This is a genomic window from Actinocatenispora sera (genome assembly GCF_018324685.1).
GTDB classification, from domain to species: Bacteria; Actinomycetota; Actinomycetes; order Mycobacteriales; family Micromonosporaceae; genus Actinocatenispora; species Actinocatenispora sera.
This window is the reverse complement of record NZ_AP023354.1, coordinates 83,404-103,236: the sequence shown is the minus strand read 5'-3', so window position 1 is coordinate 103,236 and position 19,833 is coordinate 83,404. Positions and strand designations below refer to the sequence as shown.

Sequence of the window (19,833 nt, the reverse complement as noted above, 5' to 3'; positions counted from 1 at the left end):
AAGGCGGTTCGGCGAGTCTGGATCCGGTCCAGCCCGGAGGGAGCAGATTCGATGACGCAGACCCCGTTGGGTCCTCACGACCAGGCGGAGCCGCCGGGCGGCGGCATCGCGGTCGGTGAGGTTCCCGTCGCCGAGGGCGGCGACACCACCGCGGGTACGTCGGGTGCCGCCATCGTCGGCCGGTCTCCGGGCCAACTCGCCTGGATCCGGTTGAAGCGTGACCGGGTGGCACTCGTCAGTGGCATCGTCCTGGTCATCATGTTCGTGCTGGCCATCGCCGCGCCACTGATTTCCAAGCTCTACGGGGCGAACGCCACCGACCAGCACTCCGACCTGCTGGACACCTCTGGGTACCCGCTCGGGTACCTGGGCGGCATCAGCAGCTCGCACTGGCTCGGTCTGGAGCCGCAGCTCGGCCGGGACGTGCTGATGCAGCTGATCTACGGAATGCGCACCTCGCTGGTGATCGCGTTCCTGGCCGCGATCATCACGATCTCGATCGGGATCGTCATCGGCATCGTGGCCGGCTACGCCGGCGGCATCGTCGACTCGATCATCAACTGGTTCATCGACCTGGTGCTCGCCTTCCCGTTCTTCATCTTCTGCCTGGCGGCGATCCCGGTCATCACGAACAAGGTGTACGGCGAGCGTGGTGACGTCTCGGCGCTGTTCCGGGTCGGGTTGATCATCGGCGTGTTCGCCTGCTTCAGCTGGACCTATCCGGCCCGGCTGGTTCGCGGCCAGGTGCTGTCGCTGCGCGAGCGCGAGTTCGTCGAGGCGGCCCGGGCGGCCGGCGCCGGCATGGGACACATCCTGTTCCGCCAGCTGCTGCCGAACATCTGGGCGCCGATCCTGGTGGTCTTCTCGCTCAACGTGCCGCAGTTCATCACCGGTGAAGCGGCCCTGTCGTTCCTGAACATCGGCGTGGTCGAACCAACACCGGACCTGGGCCGCATGATCAACAACGGGACGACGTTCCTGCAGACCGACCCCTTCTACACGATGGTCTCCGGTGCCACGATCCTGATCCTGGTGCTGGCCTTCAACCTGTTCGGCGACTCCGTGCGAGACGCCCTCGACCCGAAGTCGTCCCGATGAGAGCGCCGGGAAGCCTGCTCGCCGCCGCGGCGATCGGCACGGATGGCCCGGCGCCGCACGGCGCGAAGAACAACCCTCGGCAAGGTGTGTGATGGCTCGGTATTTGATCAGGCGGATCCTGCTCGCCGTGCTGACGATGTTCGCCGTCAGCGTGGTGACGTTCCTGCTGTTCTTCGCGGTGCCGACGTCCCCGGCGTACGTCATGTGCGGCAAGCAGTGCGACGCGCACGCCATCGCGCAGACCGAGCACCGGCTGGGGCTCGATCAGCCGACCTACGTGCAGTACGGCCAGTTCATGAAGGGCATGGTCGCCGGCCGGACGTACGGCACGGGCGACCTCGCGGTGAAGTGCCCGGCCCCGTGCCTGGGCTTCTCGTTCCGCACCAACGAGCCGGTCACCGACATCATCAAGCGCACCGTCCCGGTGACGGTGTCGATCGTGGTCGGCGCCCTGGTCATCCAGACGGTGCTGGGCGTCGGGCTGGGCATGATATCGGCGCTGAAGAGAGGCAGTGTCTTCGACAAGACGGCGGTGGGCGTCAGCCTCGTCGGTGCGTCGATGCAGATCTACTTCTTCGGCCCGATCCTCTTGTTGATCTTCGTCTACTCGCTGCACGTCTTACCCAACCCGGGTTACACGTCACCGTTCGATGATCCCGCGCAATGGTTCACGCAGCTACTTCTGCCCTGGGCCACCCTGGGCTTCCTGAACTCGGCGATCTATGCCCGGTTGTCCCGCGCGCAGATGCTGGAGACGTTGTCGGAGGACTTCGTCCGGACCGCCCGGGCCAAGGGTCTGCCGAAACGGAAGGTCTACGCCCGACACGCGTTGCGGGCCGCGATCACCCCGATCGTCACCATCGCAGGCCTCGATCTGGGCGGCGCGCTGGGTGGGGCGGTGATCACCGAGACGGTGTTCGGCGTCAACGGCCTGGGCCGCACCGCTGTGCAGGCGGTGAACGACCTGAACCTCCCGGTCGTGATGGGCACCGTGTTGCTCGCGGCGTTCTTCATCATCGTCATGAACATCATCGTCGACGTGCTGTACTCCGTGATCGACCCGCGGGTGCGGCTGGGCTGACCGGTCCGTGCCCGCCGGCACCCGGCGGGCACGACTGGTACCGCAACGGTCGCCGGAGAGAGAGTAGGAAGAGTGACAGCCACAGCATCGTCGGCCGCGACGTCTGAGGTTCAGGACGACCGGCCGTACCTGGAGGTCGACGACCTGCGGGTGCAGTTCAAGACCGAGGACGGCATCGTTCGTGCGGTCGACGGGATCTCCTTCAAGCTGGAGCGCGGGCGCACCCTGGGCATCGTGGGTGAGTCCGGCTCGGGCAAGAGCGTGACCAGCCTGACGGTCCTGGGCCTGCACAACATGGCCCGCACCCGGGTCACCGGCTCGGTCCGCGTCAACGGGCGGGAGATCGTCGGCCTGGACGAGGAGAAGGTCCGCCGGATGCGCGGCCGCGACATGGCCATGATCTTCCAGGACCCGCTGTCCGCCCTGCACCCGTACTACACGATCGGCCGGCAGATCGCCGAGGCCTACCTGGTGCACCACCCCGGCCAGAAGGCGAAGGCGAAGCGGCGGGCGATCGAGATGCTCGACCGGGTGGGGATCCCGCAGCCGCAGCGGCGGTACGACTCCTACCCGCACGAGTTCTCGGGCGGTATGCGGCAGCGCGCCATGATCGCGATGGCGCTGGTGAACGACCCGTCGCTGCTGATCGCCGACGAGCCGACCACCGCGCTGGACGTGACGGTGCAGGCGCAGATCCTGGACCTGCTGGACGACCTGCAGCGCGAGTTCAACTCGGCGATCATCATGATCACCCACGACCTGGGTGTGGTGAGCCGGGTCGCGAACGACGTGATGGTGATGTACGGCGGGCACGCGATCGAGTTCGGCTCGGTCGACCAGGTGCTGACCGAACCGCAGCACCCGTACACCTGGGGTCTGCTGCAGTCGGTGCCGTCGCTGCGGGGCAACGCCGAGGACGACCTGGACCCGATTCCGGGCAGCCCGCCGAGCCTGATCAACCTGCCGTCCGGCTGCGCGTTCCACCCGCGCTGCGCGTACCGGATGATCGGTGGCGGCCCGTGTGACCTCGAGGTGCCGGAGCTGCTCCCGACCGCGCAGGAGGGCCACGTGGTGGCCTGCCACCTGCCGGAGAACGAGCGCCGGCGCATCTACGCCGAAGAGATCAAGCTGGGAGCCGAGTAGTGAGCGAGCAGACCTTCGAGCCTGGCAGCCAGGCCGCGCCGGCGGCGGTGGCGCCGCGTAGCTCGTCCCCCCTGCTCACGGTGGAGGGGCTGGCCAAGCACTTCCCGGTCAAGCAGGGCGCCTTCGGCACCAAGGCGCTGGTGCGCGCCGTCGACGGGGTCGACTTCAGCGTCGACCGCGGCGAGACGCTCGGCCTGGTCGGCGAGTCCGGCTGCGGCAAGACGACCACCGGCCGGATGGTGGTCAAGCTGCTGGAGTCGACCGCCGGCAAGATCGTGTTCGAGGACCGCGACATCACCCGGTACAACCGGTCGCAGATGCGGTCGCTGCGGCACGACCTGCAGATCATCTTCCAGGACCCGTACTCGTCGTTGAACCCGCGGCACACGGTCGGCAAGATCGTGGCGATGCCGTTGCAGGTCAACGGGATCAACCCACCCGGCGGGGTGAAGAAGCGGGTGCAGGAGCTGCTGGAGACGGTCGGCCTGAACCCGGAGCACTACAACCGCTACCCGCACGAGTTCTCCGGCGGTCAGCGGCAGCGCATCGGGATCGCCCGGGCGCTCGCGTTGCGGCCCAAGCTGATCGTGGCCGACGAGCCGGTGTCCGCGCTGGACGTGTCGATCCAGGCGCAGGTGATCAACCTGCTGCGCGATCTGCAGCGCGAGTTCGACCTGGCGTTCGTGTTCATCGCGCACGACCTGGCCGTGGTCCGGCACTTCTGCCAGCGCATCGGCGTGATGTACCTGGGCAAGATGGTGGAGATCGGCGACCGGCACCAGATCTACGAGGAGCCCGCCCACCCGTACACCCGGGCGCTGCTGTCGGCGGTGCCGGACGTGACGAAGATCGGGGAGAAGGGCCGGGAGCGCATCCGGCTGGAGGGCGACGTGCCCACCCCGCTGAACCCGCCGTCCGGCTGCCGGTTCCGCACCCGGTGCTGGAAGGCGCAGCCCAAGTGCGCCGAGGTGGAGCCGCCGTTGCTGCAGATCGGTACCGGTCAGCAGGTGGCCTGCCACTTCCCGGAGACCGGCCCGCTCGCCTGACCCACGCACCCGACGACGGCGCCCGTACCCCACAGGTACGGGCGCCGTCGCATGTGGTACGCCTTCGTGTCTTTGTCGTGACCCATGCCTTCTGGGTTATGTCTAGCCTTGGTGCGTCCTGGCAACCTGCCATACGGGGTGTCGGCAATGATTCGGTACCTGGTCAAGCGTGTTCTGTTGGCGATACTGTCGCTGTTCGCGGTCAGTGTCATCACGTTCATCCTGTTCTTCGCGGTGCCCACCTCGCCCGCGTACGTCATGTGCGGCAAGCAGTGCGACGCGCACGCGATCGCGCAGACCGAGCAGCGGCTCGGCCTCGACAAGCCCACCTACGTGCAGTACGGCGAGTTCATGAAGGGCATGGTCGCCGGCCGGACGTACGGCACGGGCGAGCTCGCGCTGAAGTGCCCGGCGCCGTGCCTGGGCTTCTCGTTCCGCACCAACGAGCCGGTCACCGACATCATCGGACGCACCCTGCCGGTGACGGTGTCGATCGTGGTCGGCGCGACGGTGCTGCAGCTGGTGCTCGGGGTCGGCCTGGGGATGATCTCGGCATTGCGCCGGGGCACCGCGTTCGACAAGGCGGCGGTGGGCGTGAGCCTGGTCGGTGCGTCGATGCAGATCTACTTCTTCGGCCCGATCCTCTTGTTGATCTTCGTCTACACGATGCACCTGCTACCCAACCCGGGGTACACGTCGCCGTTCGACGATCCCGGCCAGTGGCTCGTGCAGATGCTGCTGCCCTGGCTGACGCTGGGCTTCCTGAACTCGGCGATCTTCGCCCGGCTGTCTCGGGCGCAGATGCTGGAGACGCTGTCGGAGGACTTCGTCCGGACCGCCCGGGCCAAGGGCCTGACCAAGTGGAAGGTGTACGGCCGGCACGCGTTGCGGGCCGCGATCACACCGATCGTCACCACCGCCGGGCTCTACTTCGGCGCGTCGCTGGGCGGGGCGGTGATCACCGAAACGGTGTTCGGCGTCAACGGCCTGGGCCGCACCGCGGTGCAGGCGGTGAACGACCTGAACCTCCCGGTGGTGATGGCAACGGTGCTGTTGGCGGCGTTCTTCATCATCGTGCTCAACATCGTGGTCGACATGCTGTATTCGGTGATCGATCCGCGTGTGCGGTTGAGCTGACGTGGCTGCCCGGTGTGGGCGAGGCTGTGGACCTCTCGCTCCCGTTCCGGGCAGCCGTTAGGCCGCGCTGAGACCGTGTCGTTGCATGCTCGTGACCGGCTGGCCTGGCAATGTGACTAAGTTCCCTGTGAAACAGCCTTGTCGGCGGTTCCTCTCCCGTGCCATCGGGGGAGTACGCCGGGGAGGCACAGCGCCGCCGGTGCGAGCGTGCTTCAGCCGAGCGGCCGACGAGGTTGCGGAGGTTATGTGATGCGACCAAGGATGGCTGTGGCTGCCGTAGGCGCCATGGTCGTGGTCGCTGCCCTTGGCGCCTGCTCGAAGAACACGGGCGGTAGCGGCAACGGCGGCAACGAAAACGACGTCACGAAGAACACGGGCGGTATTTCGAACAACCCGAAGGACTCGCAGGGCCCCGCGCCGGCCGTCGCCGGTGCGAAGAAGGGCGGCGACCTGCAGATCCTGCAGACCAGCGACTTCGAGCACCTGGACGGCCAGCGCACCTACGTGGTGCAGGCGATGTCCGCGGAGCAGCTGTTCTCGCGCACCCTGACGATGTTCAAGCAGGGCAAGAACGGCAAGCTGACGCTGGTCGGCGACCTGGCGACCGGGCCGGGCAAGGACCTCGACGGCAGCAAGTGCATGAACTGGGAGTACACCCTCAAGGACGGCCTCAAGTACGAGGACGGCTCCGCGATCACCGCCAAGGACGTGGCGTACGGGATCTCGCGGTCCTTCTCCTCGCAGATCGCCGAGGGTCCGCACTACCTGGCGCAGTGGCTGGCGAACGACGTCAACTACAACAAGACCTACAAGGGCCCCTACAACGGCGGCGCCGACATCGGTCCGGGCCTGGAGGTCAAGAACGACAAGACCCTGATCTTCCACTTCAAGGCGCCGCACTGCGACCTGCCGTTCGCGCTGCAGCTGCCGACCTCGACCCCGGTGCCGAAGGCGCAGGACAAGGGCGCGAAGTACGACCTGCACCCGTTCTCGTCCGGTCCGTACAAGATCAAGACGTACAACCGGGGCAGCAAGCTGGTTCTGGAGCGCAACAAGTTCTGGGACCCGAAGACCGACCCGATCCGGCACGCGTACCCGAACACGATCACCTACAACTTCGGTCCGACGGACACCACCGAGACCAACCGGATGATCGCGGACGCCGGCCCGGACCAGTACGCGGTGGCGCAGGAGAACGTGCCGCAGTCGCTGGTGCCGAAGGTGACCGGTAACGCGAGCCTGAAGGACCGGACGATCAGCGGTCAGGGCCCGTTCGTCTACTACGTCGCGGTCAACACGCAGCACGTCAAGGACCTGAAGGTCCGTCAGGCGATGGCGTACGCGCTGGACCGCAAGGCGATCATCCAGACCCTCGGCGGTGACGCGCTGGCCGCGCCGGCGACCACCCTGCTGTCTCCGACGGTGATCGGCTGGAAGAACTACAAGACGTTCGACGGCGGGGAGAGCGGCAACCCGGCGAAGGCCAAGGAGCTGCTCGCGGGCAAGAAGCCGAAGCTGATCTTCGGCTACCGCAACAACCCGTGGGGCCAGCGGATCGCGCCGGCGATCCAGCAGTCGTTCGAGAAGGCGGGCTTCAAGATCGTGTTGAAGCCGGTCGACCCGGAGAACTACTTCACCGAGCTGGGCCGGAAGGACAACCCGTTCGACTTCTACATCACCGACTGGGCGGCCGACTGGCCGACCGGCGCGGCGGTGCTGCCGGTGCTGACCGACGGAACCAGCATCCAGCCGAACGGTAACAACGACGTGTCGTACTACAGCGACGACGCCTACAACAAGAAGCTGGACGCGGCGAGCAAGCTGCCGTCCGACCAGTCCGCGGACGACTGGGCGAAGCTGGACCAGGAGTGGTCCAAGTTCGCCGCGACCATCCCGGTCTACTACAACAAGAGCCTGTCGCTGACCGGCTCGAAGGTCGGCGGTGTCGAGCTGTCGACCGACCTGGGTACCAACGTCTACACGAGCGTCTACCTCAAGTAGCCGTACCCGTCTCCCGGCGGCGGCCGGTGTCCTTCGTGGACACCGGCCGCCGCTGTTTCGTACCGGTGGGGTTTGCGGCGTGCGCGGCCGTGCGCCGCTGCTTTTCGCGAGCTAATTGGATTCTGAAGGATTCCTTCTATCAAGTTGAGACGCGCTCGTTGCGCGGCCGTGACGTCCGGCGCCGGATTCGCCGCTAATTTCACTGGTCATGCGGGCAGTGTGGCCTGCGCCATAGGGACCGGTACGCCCCCGTGCCGGTCCCGGGTCCGGGGCGAGGCGCTCGTGCCCGCACCGGCTCGTACGAATGCTCGGCGAGCGGGAGGAACGAATGCGACAACGGATGGCGGTGGCCGTGCTCGGCGCGGTCGCGCTGACAGCGAGCCTCGCGGCGTGCAGCAAGAACACCGGCACGGACACCTCGACCCAGACCAAGCACAAGCCGCAGACCAGCTCCATCGCGATGGACCCGAAGGACTCGATGGGCCCGGCGAAGGCGGTGCCGGGTGCGGTGCGCGGCGGCACCTTCCACTACCTGGAGGAGTCCGACTTCGAGCACCTCGACCCGCAGCGCAACTACGTGGTCGACGCCATGTCGATGGACCAGCTGTACATCCGCACGCTGACCATGTTCAAGGAGACCGGCGACGGCACGCTGACCCTGGTCGGCGATCTCGCCACCACCCCGGGCAAGGACGTCAAGGGCGACTGCACCCAGTGGCGCTTCACCCTCAAGGACGGCCTCAAGTACGAGGACGGCAGCCCGATCACCGCCGCCGACGTGGCGTACGGCGTGGCCCGGTCGTTCTCCCCGACCCTGGGCGAGGGCCCCACCTACATCCAGCGCTGGCTGGCCGACAGCGACGAGTACAACGCGAAGTACAAGGGCCCGTACGACGGGGGCGCGAAGACGCCGCCCGGCGTGACGGTCGACGGCGCCAAGACGATCACGTTCACCTTCGCCAAGCCGCAGTGCGACCTGCCGTTCGCCGCGTCGCTGGGCACCACCGCGCCGGTGCCGCCGAGCAAGGACACCGGGACCAAGTACGACCGGCGTCCGTTCGCATCCGGCCCGTACAAGATCGACAAGTACATCCGCGGCACCTCGCTGACGCTGGTGCGCAACAAGTACTGGGATCCGAAGACCGACGCGGTCCGGCACGACTACTTCGACAAGCTGGTCGCCGAGTTCGGGCCGAGCAACGTGCAGCAGACCAACCGGGTGATCGCGAGCAACGGCGACGACGCCTACGCCACCCAGTACGAGAACGTGCCGGCGTCGCTGCTGCCGAAGGTGACCGGCGACCCGGCGGTGAAGAAGCGGATGGTGCAGGGGCTGTCCCCGTTCGTCAGCTACCTCGCCATCAACACCCAGCGGGTCACCGACCTCAACGTGCGCAAGGCGCTCAACTACGCCCTGGACCGCGGCGCGTACCTGCAGGCCCGCGGCGGCAACCTGACCGGACAGCCGGCCACCGCGCTCGAGTCGCCGCTGACCATCGGCTACCAGAAGTACGACGCCTACCCGGCCGGGACGCACGGTGACCCGGCGAAGGCGAAGCAGCTGCTCGGCGGCAAGCACCCGAAGCTGGTGTACGCCTACTCCAACGTGTCGGCCAACCAGGCGACCGCCGTGGTCATCAAGAACTCGCTGGAGAAGGCCGGCTTCCAGATCGTGCTGAAGCCGGTCGACAGCTCGAACTACTACGACAACATCGGCACCAAGACCAACCCGTACGACCTGTACATCAACACCTGGGCGGCGGACTGGCCGAGCGGCTCGTCGATCGTCGCCCCGCTGTTCAACGGCAACACGATCCGCGCCAAGGGCAACAAGGACTACTCGTACCTGAACGCGCCGGACGTCAACGCGCAGATCGAGAAGCTCGTCGCGGAGCACGCCGAGCAGGCGGCACCGGAGTGGGCCAAGCTGGACAAGATGATCATGACGAAGTACGCCCCGGTGGTACCGATCATCAACACGTCGAACGTGACGCTGTCCGGCACCAAGTGCAAGAACGTGGTGCTCAGCCAGACGCTCGGCACACCGATCTTCTACAACGTCTACCTGACCACCTGACCCGGTCCGTGTCGGGAGGCCAGCAGTGGCCTCCCGACACGGCGGTCACGTCGGTACCCGGTCTCCCGCACGGCGGTCAGGTCGGCATCCGGCCTTCCGGCACGGAGGTCAGGTCAGCAACGGGGCGACGTGGTCGATGAACTCGGCCACCTCGAAGCCGAGCTGCTCCCGGTCGCAGTCGGAGACCGCGAGCACGGTCAGGCTCAGCTCGGCGCTGACCGGCGTCGCCATCAGCACGCCGGCGGCCATCTCCACGACCGCCTGCCGCGGCGCCCCGGCGTCCATGCAGCGACCCGCACCGTCCGCAATGGACAGCAGCCCGGCGCCCACGCTGGCCAGCTGCTCGGCGCGCGGCTTGGGCAGGCCGTTCGAGACGGCGATCGGTACCCCCTCGACGGATGCCAGGACCGCATGGCTCGCACCGGCGACCCGGTTGACCAGGTCGACGAGGACCGGGCCCAGGGCGCTGGCGGACAGATCCAGCTCCGTCACGAGCGCGCCGAGGAGAACGAACCCGACGACACGGCCTGCTCCGGCTGCTCGTGGCCGGTGCTGCGCCGACCCCGCTGCCAACCGCGGAAGTACCCGGCGGTCTGCGCCGCGAGTTGCGAGGCGTCCCGCGCGATCGGTGCCGGCGCCGCCTCGTCCAGCGGCGACCCGGGTACCAGGTTCGCCTGCGGGACCCGGCGCGGCAGACCGCTCTCGGTGTTCTGCCCGACCGCCGGCCGGCTCGCCGCCTCCGCGGCCCGCCAGCCCTCGTCGGACAGGTTCTCCCAGGTCATCTCGGCCTGCTCGCCGGCGAACCAGGCCGACCGGGCGGCGGCGAAGATCAGCAGCTCGGAGTCGCCGTCGCTCTCCTCGACCGGCGGCGGGCCCGCGGACACGGTCCGGGCGCTCGGTTCGGAGCTGCGGGACCGGCGCCGGCTGCGCGAGGCGGTCTCGGCGCGCCGGGAGCGGCCGTGGCTTCGGTCCGACAGCGCGGTCACGGATGCGCCGCCGGCCGGCGCCAGCGGGTCGTCCGCGGTCAGCGGGTCGTCGGCCGGCGCCAGACCGTCGGGCGCGGAGCCGTTCTGCTGCACCGGATGCAGCGTCGGCGGAGTGGGCTCGCCGTCGTCGAGCAGCACCGTCGGCTGGAAGTCGGTGGAGAAGTCGAGCCGCGGCGGCTCGGGCTCGCCCGGCAGGGTGGGCCGCTCGGCGGTCTGCTCGTTCGCGGTCGCCGCATCCGGCTCCGGCACGGGCTCGGCCGGTACCAGCTCGTCCCGCTCTGCTGCGCGCCGCTTGCCGCGCAGCTGCAGGGTGGTGTCCTCGCCGGCCGGCGCCATCACCGGCCGGATCGGCCGGGACGGCAGCTTCGGCCCGCGGCCGCGGGAGGTCAGCGGCGCGCCGCTGACCGGACGCGGCGGCGCCGGCGGTGTCCAGGACGGCTCCGGTACGCCCGGCCGGAACGGGTCGATCGGCATGGTCGTCGCGGTGGACCACTCCGCGGTCAGCTCGGCGTCCGGCTGCGGCCGGGCGTGCACCGGCGGGGTGGAGACCGGCTCGGTGACCTCCGCCGACAGCCGCTCGGCCACCTCCCGGATCAGCGCGTCGGCCGCGGTGGAACAGGCCAGCACGGCGGCGACGGCCTGGCGGACGGTGGCGCCGACGGCGGCGACCGGCGGCTGCGGTACCGGCGTGTCGGTCACCGCCTGCCGCAGCGCGGCGAGCGCCTCCGCGGCGTCCGCGTATCCGGCGGTGGCCAGCCGGGCGACGACGCTCTCGTCCTGGTCGCGCCCCACCTGGCTCGGGTCGGGGAGCGCGTCCAGCAGCGCCAGCGGAGTGTCCGAACCGGGGTCGGGGAACGCGCGCAGCGCGGCCGGGTAGAGCTCGCGCAGCACCTGGCGCAGTGCGGCGACCGCGGAGCTGCGGGCGGCGGTGAGCGCGCCGTGCGCGGACAGCGCCGGCCGCAGCGGGGCGAACTCCGCCGCGGGCGGCTGGCCGGTGGCATGGAGGGCGCCCGCGTACAGCCCGCGGGCCATGGCGACGGCGCGGCGCGCGTCGTCGGCGGCGTCCGGCGGCTCGGCCGCGGCCAGACTCTCCACAGTGGACGAATCGACGTAACACGCGGTGCGACCGGCGGCGACCATGAGTCGCGGTACGACCCGATCGGGGGCGTCGCAGGCGATCGGGACGCAGCGCGGATCGGCGGTGTCGGCCCGCTCGGCCAGCAGCGTCAACGCCTCCGCATAGCCCGCCGCGGTGTCCGGGACCTGCTGCAGGGCGGCCACCCGGCCACCGTCGTCGACCACCGCAGCGGTGAGTCGATCCCCAGCCGATGCCAGGCCGCAGTACACACGCACGTCAACACCTCCGACGCCGGACGGATGCCGGAGCCACCAGTCGGCGGATCGGGCATCCGATTACCGTCTCCGATGCTCCCTGGTCAGGGGTCAATCGCGCCAGTCCACAGCGGCACTGATCTTTCCGATGATCGTCCGCCACGCGAGCGCTGCCTGTTGTGCCCCGATTTTTCTCATCCGCCGGCGAGCCCGGAACGCGCCGATGCCGCCGTTCAGCCGGCCCCGCATCGCGTCGTCCAGGTCGTCGAGCGGCGAGCCCGGCGCCAGCGAGGTCTGCACGGACTGCAGATCGAGCGCGTACGCAAGGTCACGAGCGAGTTCGCCGGCCGAGACGACCAGCGCCGGCTCCCAGGTGTCGTGCCCGCCGCGCAGGTTCTTCACCAGGAGGTCAAGCTCGTAGTGATCGTCGTCGTCCGGCGCGATGTGCGAGCTGTCGAGCCGCTCTGCGAGCAGCTCGGCCTGCTCGACGCCGCGCAGCGAGTGCGGCTCGTCCGAGCGGACGAACTCGACCAGCGCCTCCGGCGTGCGGAACAGCAGCAGCTTGCCGCGCTGGCTGAGGAACACCGGTACCTCGTCCGGCCCGGCCGGCTCCTCGTCCTCTTCGTCTTCTTCGTCTTCTTCGTCGGACTCGTCCTCGCCGGGCTCGGATTCGTCGGCGCTCTCGTCGTCGGACTCGGGCTCGTTGTCGGACGCCTCGTCCTCGTCGGACGCTGCCTCGTCCGCGGCGCCGGCCTTCTCCGCGCCGGCCTCGTCCTCGCCGGCCTCGTCCTCGCCGGCCTCGTCGGCGCCGGCCGTGGCCTCGGTGGCCTCGGTGTCCTCGGCGGCCTCGGCGGCCTCGGCGGCACGCTTGCGCGCCTTGCGGCCCTTGCGCCGGCCGCCCTTGCCGGCGGACTCGTCGGCGGGCGCCGGCGTGGCCTTCGCGGTGACAGCCGTGCTGGTACCGGACTTCTCTTCGGCGGCGACCGTGGTCGCGGTGCCGGCCGCTTCCGCGTCCTCGGCCGGCTCCGGCTCCAGCGCTGCGCCCGGTACCGCCGTGACCTCGTCCGGGCTGCGGTACGCGCGCAGCGTGTAGCCGACGCCGGACGGCAGCGCGATCTCGATCGGGTCGACGGCGAGTTCGGCCCAGAACTCCGCCACCGCCTCGGTCCGCTCCGGCTCGTCGGCCTGGTGGTCGTCCTCGGTGTCCGATGTGTCGTCGGCGTCCGACCCGGTCGTCGGCTCGTCCGACTCGGCGGTCGGCTGGTCCGACTCGGTCGTCGGCTGGTCCGACTCGGTCGTCGGCTCGTCCGACTTGGCGGTCGGCTGGTCCGACTCGTGTTCGGCGCGGTGGCGAGCCACGGCGTCCTCCGTTTCATGCCGGGAACCGGTCCCGGACTCCAGCATCTAGGTCATTGTGTCCCGGCGCCGCCGCCGCGCGGTCAGGTCCCGCCCGCAGCCCGGTGAAACTGCCGTGCCTCGCCCAGCGGCTCGAACCCCAGCCGCCGGTACAGCCCGACCGGCCCGTCGTCAGCCTCGACCCGCAGGAACGTCAGGTCGCAGCCGGCGGTACGGGCCTGTGCCACGCCCGCCGCCACCAGTGCCGAGCCGTAACCGTGCCCGCGGTACGCCGGCAGGGTCAGCAGATCCTCGATCTGCGCGACCCGGTCGTCGGGCGACAGGTACAGCTCGCACCAGGCGCGCGGTGTGCCGTCGGCACCGAGCACCGCGAGGCGGCGGGTCAGCTCCGCCGGCCGGCGCAACCGTTGCCGCGCGAGCTGCCGGTACGTCCCGTCGGCCAGCCCCGGCGCCTCCGCCCGCCAGGCCCGTTCGGCCGGGTCGAGCAACGTGGCCGGCTCGACCACCGACACCGGCACGCCCTCGGGCAGCTCCCCGCCGTGGTACGCCATCAACAGCTCGCGGTCCGCCCGGTAGCCGGCGTCCGTCAGCCCGGCGACCAGCTCGGTGCCGGTCGGACCGTCCATGGTGAGCTGCCGGTACGCCAGCCCGGCGGTGCCGAACACGGTGTCGGCCGCCGCGATCAGCTCACCGGCGGTGACCGGGCCGGTACCGATGAGCCGGTTCAGGTCGTGCACCTGATCGAACTCGTCGTCGAGCACGGCGAAGCCACCCGGCACGTCGACCGTTCGTACCGCCTGGCGGCGGGCGAAGGCGTGCCCGAACGCGACGGCGCGGGCGTACTCGGTGGCGCTCACGGCTGCCGAGCTTAGTCTGCGACGCACGTCGCCGGTCGCCTGCGGTACCGACCGACCCGTGGCCAGCCGCGCCGCGCCGTCCCGACCTCCGACTGCGACCGGTGGCCGGTACCGGCACCGTCAGGGGCGGTAGCCGGGGCCGGGGTCGAGGTCGATCACCATCCGGTGCGGCGGCACCATCGCCGGCTGCCGGCTCGGGACGAACTGCTGGTCGGTGCTCAGCCCCGGCACCGGGCTGCCCGGCCGCAGCACGTCGCCGTGCTTGCAGAGGTACTCGGCCAGCTCGAACAGCAGGTCGGACAGCCGGTTGGGATCCAGGTTCCGGGACTGGCACTGCACATCGGGCAGGCCCAGGGTGTACAGGCCGAGGGTGTCGGTGAGGGTGACCTCCGGATCGGACATGGACCGGAACAGCCGGATGTTGACCACACCGGTCAGCGGGTGCGTCACCAGCGCGCCGGGCGGCAACGCCTGCTGGCTGGCCGGCCACCAGGTGGCGAGCGGCCGGGCCAGCGCGATCGCGGTGTCCACCGTTGCCCGCAGCGCCTGCACCCGCTCGGCGCTGTCGCGGCTGCGGCCCAACGGTTGGCTGATCGTGATCTGGTACCGGCAGCGCACCAGCGTGGCGCTCGCGTCCGGCCAGGCCCAGCACTGGCTCAGGTCGCGCTCGGCCGGCGGCTCGGTACCGAACGCGACCGTGTGCAGCAGGTGGTCGTCCCGGTACCGGTCGGCCTCGGTGAACGGGTGATGCTCGGGCGGCAGGCCCAGGATGTCGGCCGGATCCGGCCGGTACGGGTTGGCCGGATCGGCCCGCTCATGTCGCAACAGCAGGTTCGTCGGCCCGGCCCACACGAGCATCGTGCCGGGCAACGCGGATCTGATCCGGACGGTCAGCGCGCGCGGGTCGATGTCGGGCAGGTCGGGGTAGCACAGGTCGACTGCCATGCATGGTGCAGGCTCCGGGGGGTGGGCCACCTGCGCCATATTGGCACGAGATCTCGTGTGTGCGTACCCGTCGACCACTGATCAACGTGAATGTTTCTCGGGCGACCCTCACCGAGGGTCGCCCGGAGCACGTCAGGCGCCCTTGGGGTGCCAGACCGTCTTGGTCTCCAGGAACGTGGTGAGCCGCTCGGTTCCCGGCTCGGCCTTCCAGTCGACGTCGGCGAGCGGGGGGCGGAGCACCCGCTTGAGCGTGTCGGCGGCGCTGCGTTCCAGCTCGACGGCCAGCTCCGAGTCGTCGACGCCGGTCAGATCCAGCGCGTTGACGTCGGCGTGCCCGGCGAGCCACGGCGCCGTCTCGGCGACCCGGCCGGTGAGCAGGTTGACCACGCCACCGGGCAGGTCGGAGGTGGCCAGCACCTCGGCCAGGGTGATCGCTGGTAACGGCCGGGTCTCGCTCGCCAGCAGCACCACGGTGTTGCCGGTGACGATGGCCGGCGCGAGCACCGAGACCAGGCCGAGCAGCGGTTCGGCCGGCGCGACGACACCCACCACGCCGGTCGGCTCCGGTGCGGACAGGTTGAAGTACGGCCCGGCGACCGGGTTGGCGTTGCCGCGCACCTGGGCGATCTTGTCCGACCAGCCCGCGTACCACACCCAGCGGTCGATCGCGGCGTCCACGTCGGCGCGGGCGGCGGACCGGGTGCCGCCCCGGGCGGTGCGCACCTCGTCGGCGAACTGGTCGCGCCGGCCCTCCAGCATCTCGGCGATGCGGTAGAGGATCTGCCCCCGGTTGTACGCGGTGGCACCGGACCAGCCGCCGAACGCCTTGCGGGCGGCGACGACCGCGTCCCGGACGTCCTTGCGGGAGGCGAGCGCCGCGTTCGCCACGAACTCGCCGTCGGCGCCCTGCACCGGGTACGACCTCCCCGACTCGCTGCGCGGGAACTTCCCGCCCACGAACAGCTTGTACGTCTTGCGCACCGCCAGCCGTGCCGGCGCTGTCTTCTGCTCAGTGGGCAAGGTAGGCCTCCAAGCCGTGCCGGCCGCCCTCACGGCCGTAACCGGACTCCTGGTACCCGCCGAACGGGCTGGTCGGGTCGAACTTGTTGAACGTGTTGGCCCAGACGACGCCGGCGCGCAGCCGGTCGGCGAGCCAGAGGATGCGGGAGCCCTTCTCGGTCCAGATCCCGGCGGACAGCCCGTAGGGCGTGTTGTTGGCCTTGACCACGGCCTCGTCCGGGGTGCGGAACGTCAGTACCGACAGCACCGGCCCGAAGATCTCCTCCCGGGCGATCCGGTGCGCCTGGGTGACCTCGGTGAACACGGTGGGGGAGAACCAGAAGCCGCGATCCGGCAGCGGGCACGGCGCGCTCCAGCGCTGCCCGCCCTCCTGCTCGCCGATCTCGGTCAGGGCGCGGATCTTCGCCAGCTGCTCGGCCGAGTTGATCGCGCCGACGTCGGTGTTCTTGTCCAGCGGGTCGCCGACCCGCAGCGTGGTCATCCGCCGCTTCAGCCGGGCCAGCAACTCCTCCGACACCGACTCCTCGACCAGCAGCCGCGAGCCGGCGCAGCAGACGTGGCCCTGGTTGAAGAAGATGCCGTTGACGATGCCCTCGACCGCCTGATCGAGCGCCGCGTCGGCGAACACGATGTTCGCCGCCTTGCCGCCGAGCTCCAGGGTGACCCGCTTGCGGGTGCCGGCCACCGAGCGGGCGATCTGCCGCCCCACCTCGGTGGATCCGGTGAACGCGACCTTGTCCACGTCGCCGTGCTCGACCAGCGCGCGGCCGGTGTCACCGGCGCCGGTCAGGATGTTGACCACGCCGGCCGGCAGGTCGGCCTGCTGGCAGATCTCGGCGAACAGCAGCGCGGTCAGCGGCGTGGTCTCGGCCGGCTTGAGCACGACCGTGTTGCCGGCGGCGAGCGCCGGGGCGATCTTCCACGCCAGCATCAGCAGCGGGAAGTTCCACGGGATGACCTGGCCGGCCACCCCGAGCGGCTGCGGGTTCGCGCCGAACCCGGCGTAGCCGAGCTTGTCCGCCCAGCCGGCGTAGTAGAAGAAGTGCGCGGCGACCAGCGGGATGTCGACGTCGCGGGACTCGCGGATCGGCTTGCCGTTGTCGATCGACTCCAGCACCGCCAGCTCGCGGGCCCGCTCCTGGATGATCCGGGCGATCCGGTAGAGGTACTTGGCCCGCTCGGCGCCGGGCATCGGCCCCCAGACCCGCTGGTACGCGGTGCGGGCGGCGGCCACGGCGCGATCCACGTCGGCGGGGCCGGCGACGCCCACCTCGGCGAGCACCTCCTCGGTGGCCGGGTCGACCGTCTTCATCGACTCACCGTCGGCCGGTGCGACGAACTCGCCGTTCACGAACAGCCCGTACGCCGGGCGAATGTCCACAATGGACCGGGATTCGGGTGCCGGTGCGTATTCGAAGGCCATCGCGATCAGTCCAGGGTGAAGTAGTCGGGGCCGGCGTACCGGCCGGTGGCGAGCTTGCTGCGCTGCATCAGCAGGTCGTTGAGCAGCGACGAGGCGCCGAACCGGAACCAGGCCGGGTCGAGCCAGTCGTCCCCGGCGGTCTCGTTGACCAGGACCAGGTAGCGGATCGCGTCCTTGGCCGAGCGGATCCCGCCGGCCGGCTTGACGCCGATCTGCCGGCCGGTCAGCTCGCGGAAGTCGCGCACGGCCTCCAGCATGATCAGCGTGACCGGCAGCGTCGCCGCCGGCGACACCTTGCCGGTGGAGGTCTTGATGAAGTCGCCGCCGGCCAGCATCGCGAGCCACGATGCGCGCCGCACGTTGTCGTAGCTGCCCAGCTCGCCGGTTTCGAGGATGACCTTGAGGTGGGCCGCGCCGCACGCCTCCTTGACCGCGACGATCTGGCGGAAGACCTCGTCGTACCGGCCGGAGAGGAACGCGCCGCGGTCGATCACCATGTCGACCTCGTCGGCGCCGGCCGCCACCGCGGCCCGCACGTCCTCGAGCTTCACCGGCAGCGGCACCTGCCCGGACGGGAAGGCGGTCGCGACGCTGGCGACCCGGACCGAGGAGCCACGGACGGTCTCGACCGCGGTGGGCACCAGCGCCGGGTAGACGCAGACCGCGGCGGCCGGCGGGCAACTGCGGTCGGCCGGGTCGGGGCGCATCGCCTTCGCGCACAGCGCCCGGACCTTGCCCGGGGTGTCCGCGCCCTCCAGGGTGGTCAGGTCGACCATCCGGATGGCGAGGTCGAGCGCCCACTGCTTGGCGGTGGTCTTGATCGACCGGGTGGCGAGCGTTGCCGCCCGCTGGTCGGCACCGACCTTGTCCACCCCCGGCAGGCCGTGCAGGAAAGTACGCAGCGACGCCGCGGTCGCGGTCACCTCGGCCGCGAACTCCGCGGCACCGGCACCGGCCGGAAGCGTCGTCATCGACGCCGAACTGGTCATGCGGCCGAGTCTAACGACGCCGGTACCGGCGCGCGCCGCGGCGGAATCGAGCGGGGCCGATGAGGCCGGGGGCCCGGCGAAGCGCGCGTCCCGCCTGCCGGCCGGCGGGTCAGCTGTGCTTTCCGCCGGCGGTCACGACGTCGCCGGCCGGGTTCAGCACGTACCAGGCGCCGCCGTCGGTGACCTCGCCCTGGCCGGTCGCTTTGTACGGTTTGTCGTCTCCGATGAACACGTAGAGCGGCCATCCGTGGTACGTCGCGACGTGCTTGCCGTTCGGCGCGGTCCGGGTGCCGAGCAGGTCGGCGCGCACCCCCGACCCGGCCTTGAGCCGGGCGCTGGCCGGCACCACGATCGGTGGCCAGTTCTCCGCACAGTTGCCGGTGCAGGTCACCTCGGACTGGTGGTCCGGCGGGAACATGTAGAGCGGGTATCCCTTGTCGGTGACGAGGATGTCGCCGAGCTTCGGCACCACGTGGTGCTCGATGGTCACCGCGCCGTCGGCGACGGTGAACCGCTCCCGGTCGACGAAGTGCTGGTAGGCCCAGACGAAGAGACCGGCGACGCCGACGAGCACGACGACGACCGCGATCGCGACGGTGAGCAGGACCCGGGACCGGCGTATGGCCATGGCGTGGCCTCCCCGTCTTCGCGCACGTTTGTATTAGCACCGCGATATTAACATAGACGTATTAATACGAGCGTGCTAGATTGGCCGGGTGCCCAAGGAAGTCGATCACGAGGAGCGTCGGCGAGAGCTGGCCGACGCGGTGTGCCGGGTCATCGCGCGAGACGGGCTGGCCGGCGTCTCGCTTCGCGTCGTCGCCGACGAGGCCGGTTGGTCGATCGGGTCGATGCGCTACTACTTCACGACCAAGGACGAGCTGCTCGAGTTCGCGCTGCGCCGGGTCGACGACCGCATCGAGCAGCGGCTCGACGCCTCGTGCGTTCAACCGACCCTGCTCGGCCGGGCGCACGCGGTGATCGACGAGCTGCTCCCGCTGGACGTGCAGCGCCGCGAGGAGGCGCTGGTCTGGTTGGCGTTCGTATCCCGGGCGACGACCGACGCCAAGCTGGCGCCCATGGCCGCCGAGGTGTGGAGCCGGCTCAACGAGGTGTTCGTCGGCCTGCTGCGGGCGGCGGTCGAGGCCGGCGAGCTGCCCGCCGACCTGGACCTGGTGCGGGAGGGCGGCCGGCTGCAGGCGTTGATCGACGGGCTCGTGGTGCACCTGGTCTCCGCGCCGACGCGGATCGGGGCCGAGCAGGCGCGCGAGCTCGCGCACGGCCATCTCGACCAGCTGAGGGCGGTGTCCCCCGAGCCGGACCCGGCCTGACCGGCCGGCGC

17 protein-coding genes are annotated in these 19,833 nt (G+C 70.2%); 8 read left to right on the top strand and 9 right to left on the bottom strand.

The genetic code is table 11. The features are described from left to right. The first annotated feature begins 51 nt into the window (after positions 1–51). The 7 genes from Asera_RS00395 to Asera_RS00365 all read left to right on the top strand — a co-directional run bounded on the left by Asera_RS00395 (position 52) and on the right by Asera_RS00365 (position 9,583). The gene (locus tag Asera_RS00395) at positions 52–1,098 is read left to right on the top strand and encodes an ABC transporter permease (RefSeq protein ID WP_084130996.1); all 1,047 of its coding nucleotides are present in this window, start codon (positions 52–54) and stop codon (positions 1,096–1,098) included. A 91-nt stretch (positions 1,099–1,189) separates the two neighbouring features. Then, on the top strand, positions 1,190–2,179 hold the full coding sequence (locus Asera_RS00390) for an ABC transporter permease (protein WP_030444969.1): 990 nt from the start codon (positions 1,190–1,192) through the stop codon (positions 2,177–2,179). Between the two features lie 72 nt (positions 2,180–2,251). Beyond that, positions 2,252–3,322: an ABC transporter ATP-binding protein gene (locus Asera_RS00385; protein WP_030444970.1), complete on the top strand. Its 1,071-nt coding sequence runs from the start codon at positions 2,252–2,254 to the stop codon at positions 3,320–3,322. A 47-nt stretch (positions 3,323–3,369) separates the two neighbouring features. Further along, positions 3,370–4,368 carry an ABC transporter ATP-binding protein gene (locus tag Asera_RS00380; protein WP_030444971.1) on the top strand — a complete coding sequence of 333 codons (999 nt, stop codon included), beginning with the start codon at positions 3,370–3,372 and terminating at the stop codon, positions 4,366–4,368. A gap of 147 nt (positions 4,369–4,515) precedes the next feature. Further along, the gene (locus Asera_RS00375) at positions 4,516–5,505 is read left to right on the top strand and encodes an ABC transporter permease (RefSeq protein WP_030444972.1); all 990 of its coding nucleotides are present in this window, start codon (positions 4,516–4,518) and stop codon (positions 5,503–5,505) included. A 267-nt stretch (positions 5,506–5,772) separates the two neighbouring features. Then, positions 5,773–7,506, top strand: coding sequence for an ABC transporter substrate-binding protein (locus Asera_RS00370; RefSeq protein WP_169745807.1), 1,734 nt, complete (start codon positions 5,773–5,775; stop codon positions 7,504–7,506). 328 nt (positions 7,507–7,834) lie between these two features. Then, positions 7,835–9,583 carry an ABC transporter substrate-binding protein gene (locus Asera_RS00365; protein WP_030444974.1) on the top strand — a complete coding sequence of 583 codons (1,749 nt, stop codon included), beginning with the start codon at positions 7,835–7,837 and terminating at the stop codon, positions 9,581–9,583. A 108-nt stretch (positions 9,584–9,691) separates the two neighbouring features. On the opposite strand, the gene Asera_RS00360 is transcribed toward Asera_RS00365, so the two are convergent. From Asera_RS00360 to Asera_RS00320, 9 genes are all read right to left on the bottom strand, one after another. Then, positions 9,692–10,075, bottom strand: coding sequence for a roadblock/LC7 domain-containing protein (locus Asera_RS00360; protein WP_244843676.1), 384 nt, complete (start codon positions 10,073–10,075; stop codon positions 9,692–9,694). Continuing rightward, positions 10,072–11,922 carry an IS110 family transposase gene (locus Asera_RS00355; protein ID WP_157034662.1) on the bottom strand — a complete coding sequence of 617 codons (1,851 nt, stop codon included), beginning with the start codon at positions 11,920–11,922 and terminating at the stop codon, positions 10,072–10,074. Before Asera_RS00355 ends, Asera_RS00360 begins: the two co-directional genes overlap by 4 nt. A gap of 90 nt (positions 11,923–12,012) precedes the next feature. Continuing rightward, complete coding sequence (locus Asera_RS00350; RefSeq protein ID WP_051801892.1) at positions 12,013–13,305, bottom strand: hypothetical protein; 1,293 nt, start codon at positions 13,303–13,305, stop codon at positions 12,013–12,015. A gap of 35 nt (positions 13,306–13,340) precedes the next feature. Then, complete coding sequence (locus Asera_RS00345; RefSeq protein ID WP_030444978.1) at positions 13,341–14,114, bottom strand: GNAT family N-acetyltransferase; 774 nt, start codon at positions 14,112–14,114, stop codon at positions 13,341–13,343. 120 nt (positions 14,115–14,234) lie between these two features. After that, on the bottom strand, positions 14,235–15,059 hold the full coding sequence (locus tag Asera_RS00340) for a DUF4261 domain-containing protein (RefSeq protein ID WP_030444979.1): 825 nt from the start codon (positions 15,057–15,059) through the stop codon (positions 14,235–14,237). A 132-nt stretch (positions 15,060–15,191) separates the two neighbouring features. Further along, the gene (locus Asera_RS00335) at positions 15,192–16,079 is read right to left on the bottom strand and encodes an aldehyde dehydrogenase family protein (RefSeq protein WP_035295589.1); all 888 of its coding nucleotides are present in this window, start codon (positions 16,077–16,079) and stop codon (positions 15,192–15,194) included. Beyond that, complete coding sequence (locus tag Asera_RS00330; RefSeq protein WP_030444981.1) at positions 16,069–17,502, bottom strand: aldehyde dehydrogenase family protein; 1,434 nt, start codon at positions 17,500–17,502, stop codon at positions 16,069–16,071. The genes Asera_RS00335 and Asera_RS00330 overlap by 11 nt, the downstream gene beginning before the upstream one ends. 5 nt (positions 17,503–17,507) lie before the next feature. Beyond that, positions 17,508–18,425 (bottom strand): deoxyribose-phosphate aldolase, encoded by a 918-nt coding sequence (gene deoC, locus Asera_RS00325; protein WP_035295762.1) that lies wholly within the window; start codon positions 18,423–18,425, stop codon positions 17,508–17,510. Between the two features lie 175 nt (positions 18,426–18,600). Further along, positions 18,601–19,119 carry a COG4315 family predicted lipoprotein gene (locus tag Asera_RS00320; protein ID WP_051801893.1) on the bottom strand — a complete coding sequence of 173 codons (519 nt, stop codon included), beginning with the start codon at positions 19,117–19,119 and terminating at the stop codon, positions 18,601–18,603. 88 nt (positions 19,120–19,207) lie between these two features. Here Asera_RS00320 and Asera_RS00315 point away from each other — a divergent pair, with 88 nt between their 5' ends. Continuing rightward, complete coding sequence (locus tag Asera_RS00315) at positions 19,208–19,822, top strand: TetR/AcrR family transcriptional regulator (protein ID WP_030444984.1); 615 nt, start codon at positions 19,208–19,210, stop codon at positions 19,820–19,822. Positions 19,823–19,833 lie beyond the last annotated feature (11 nt).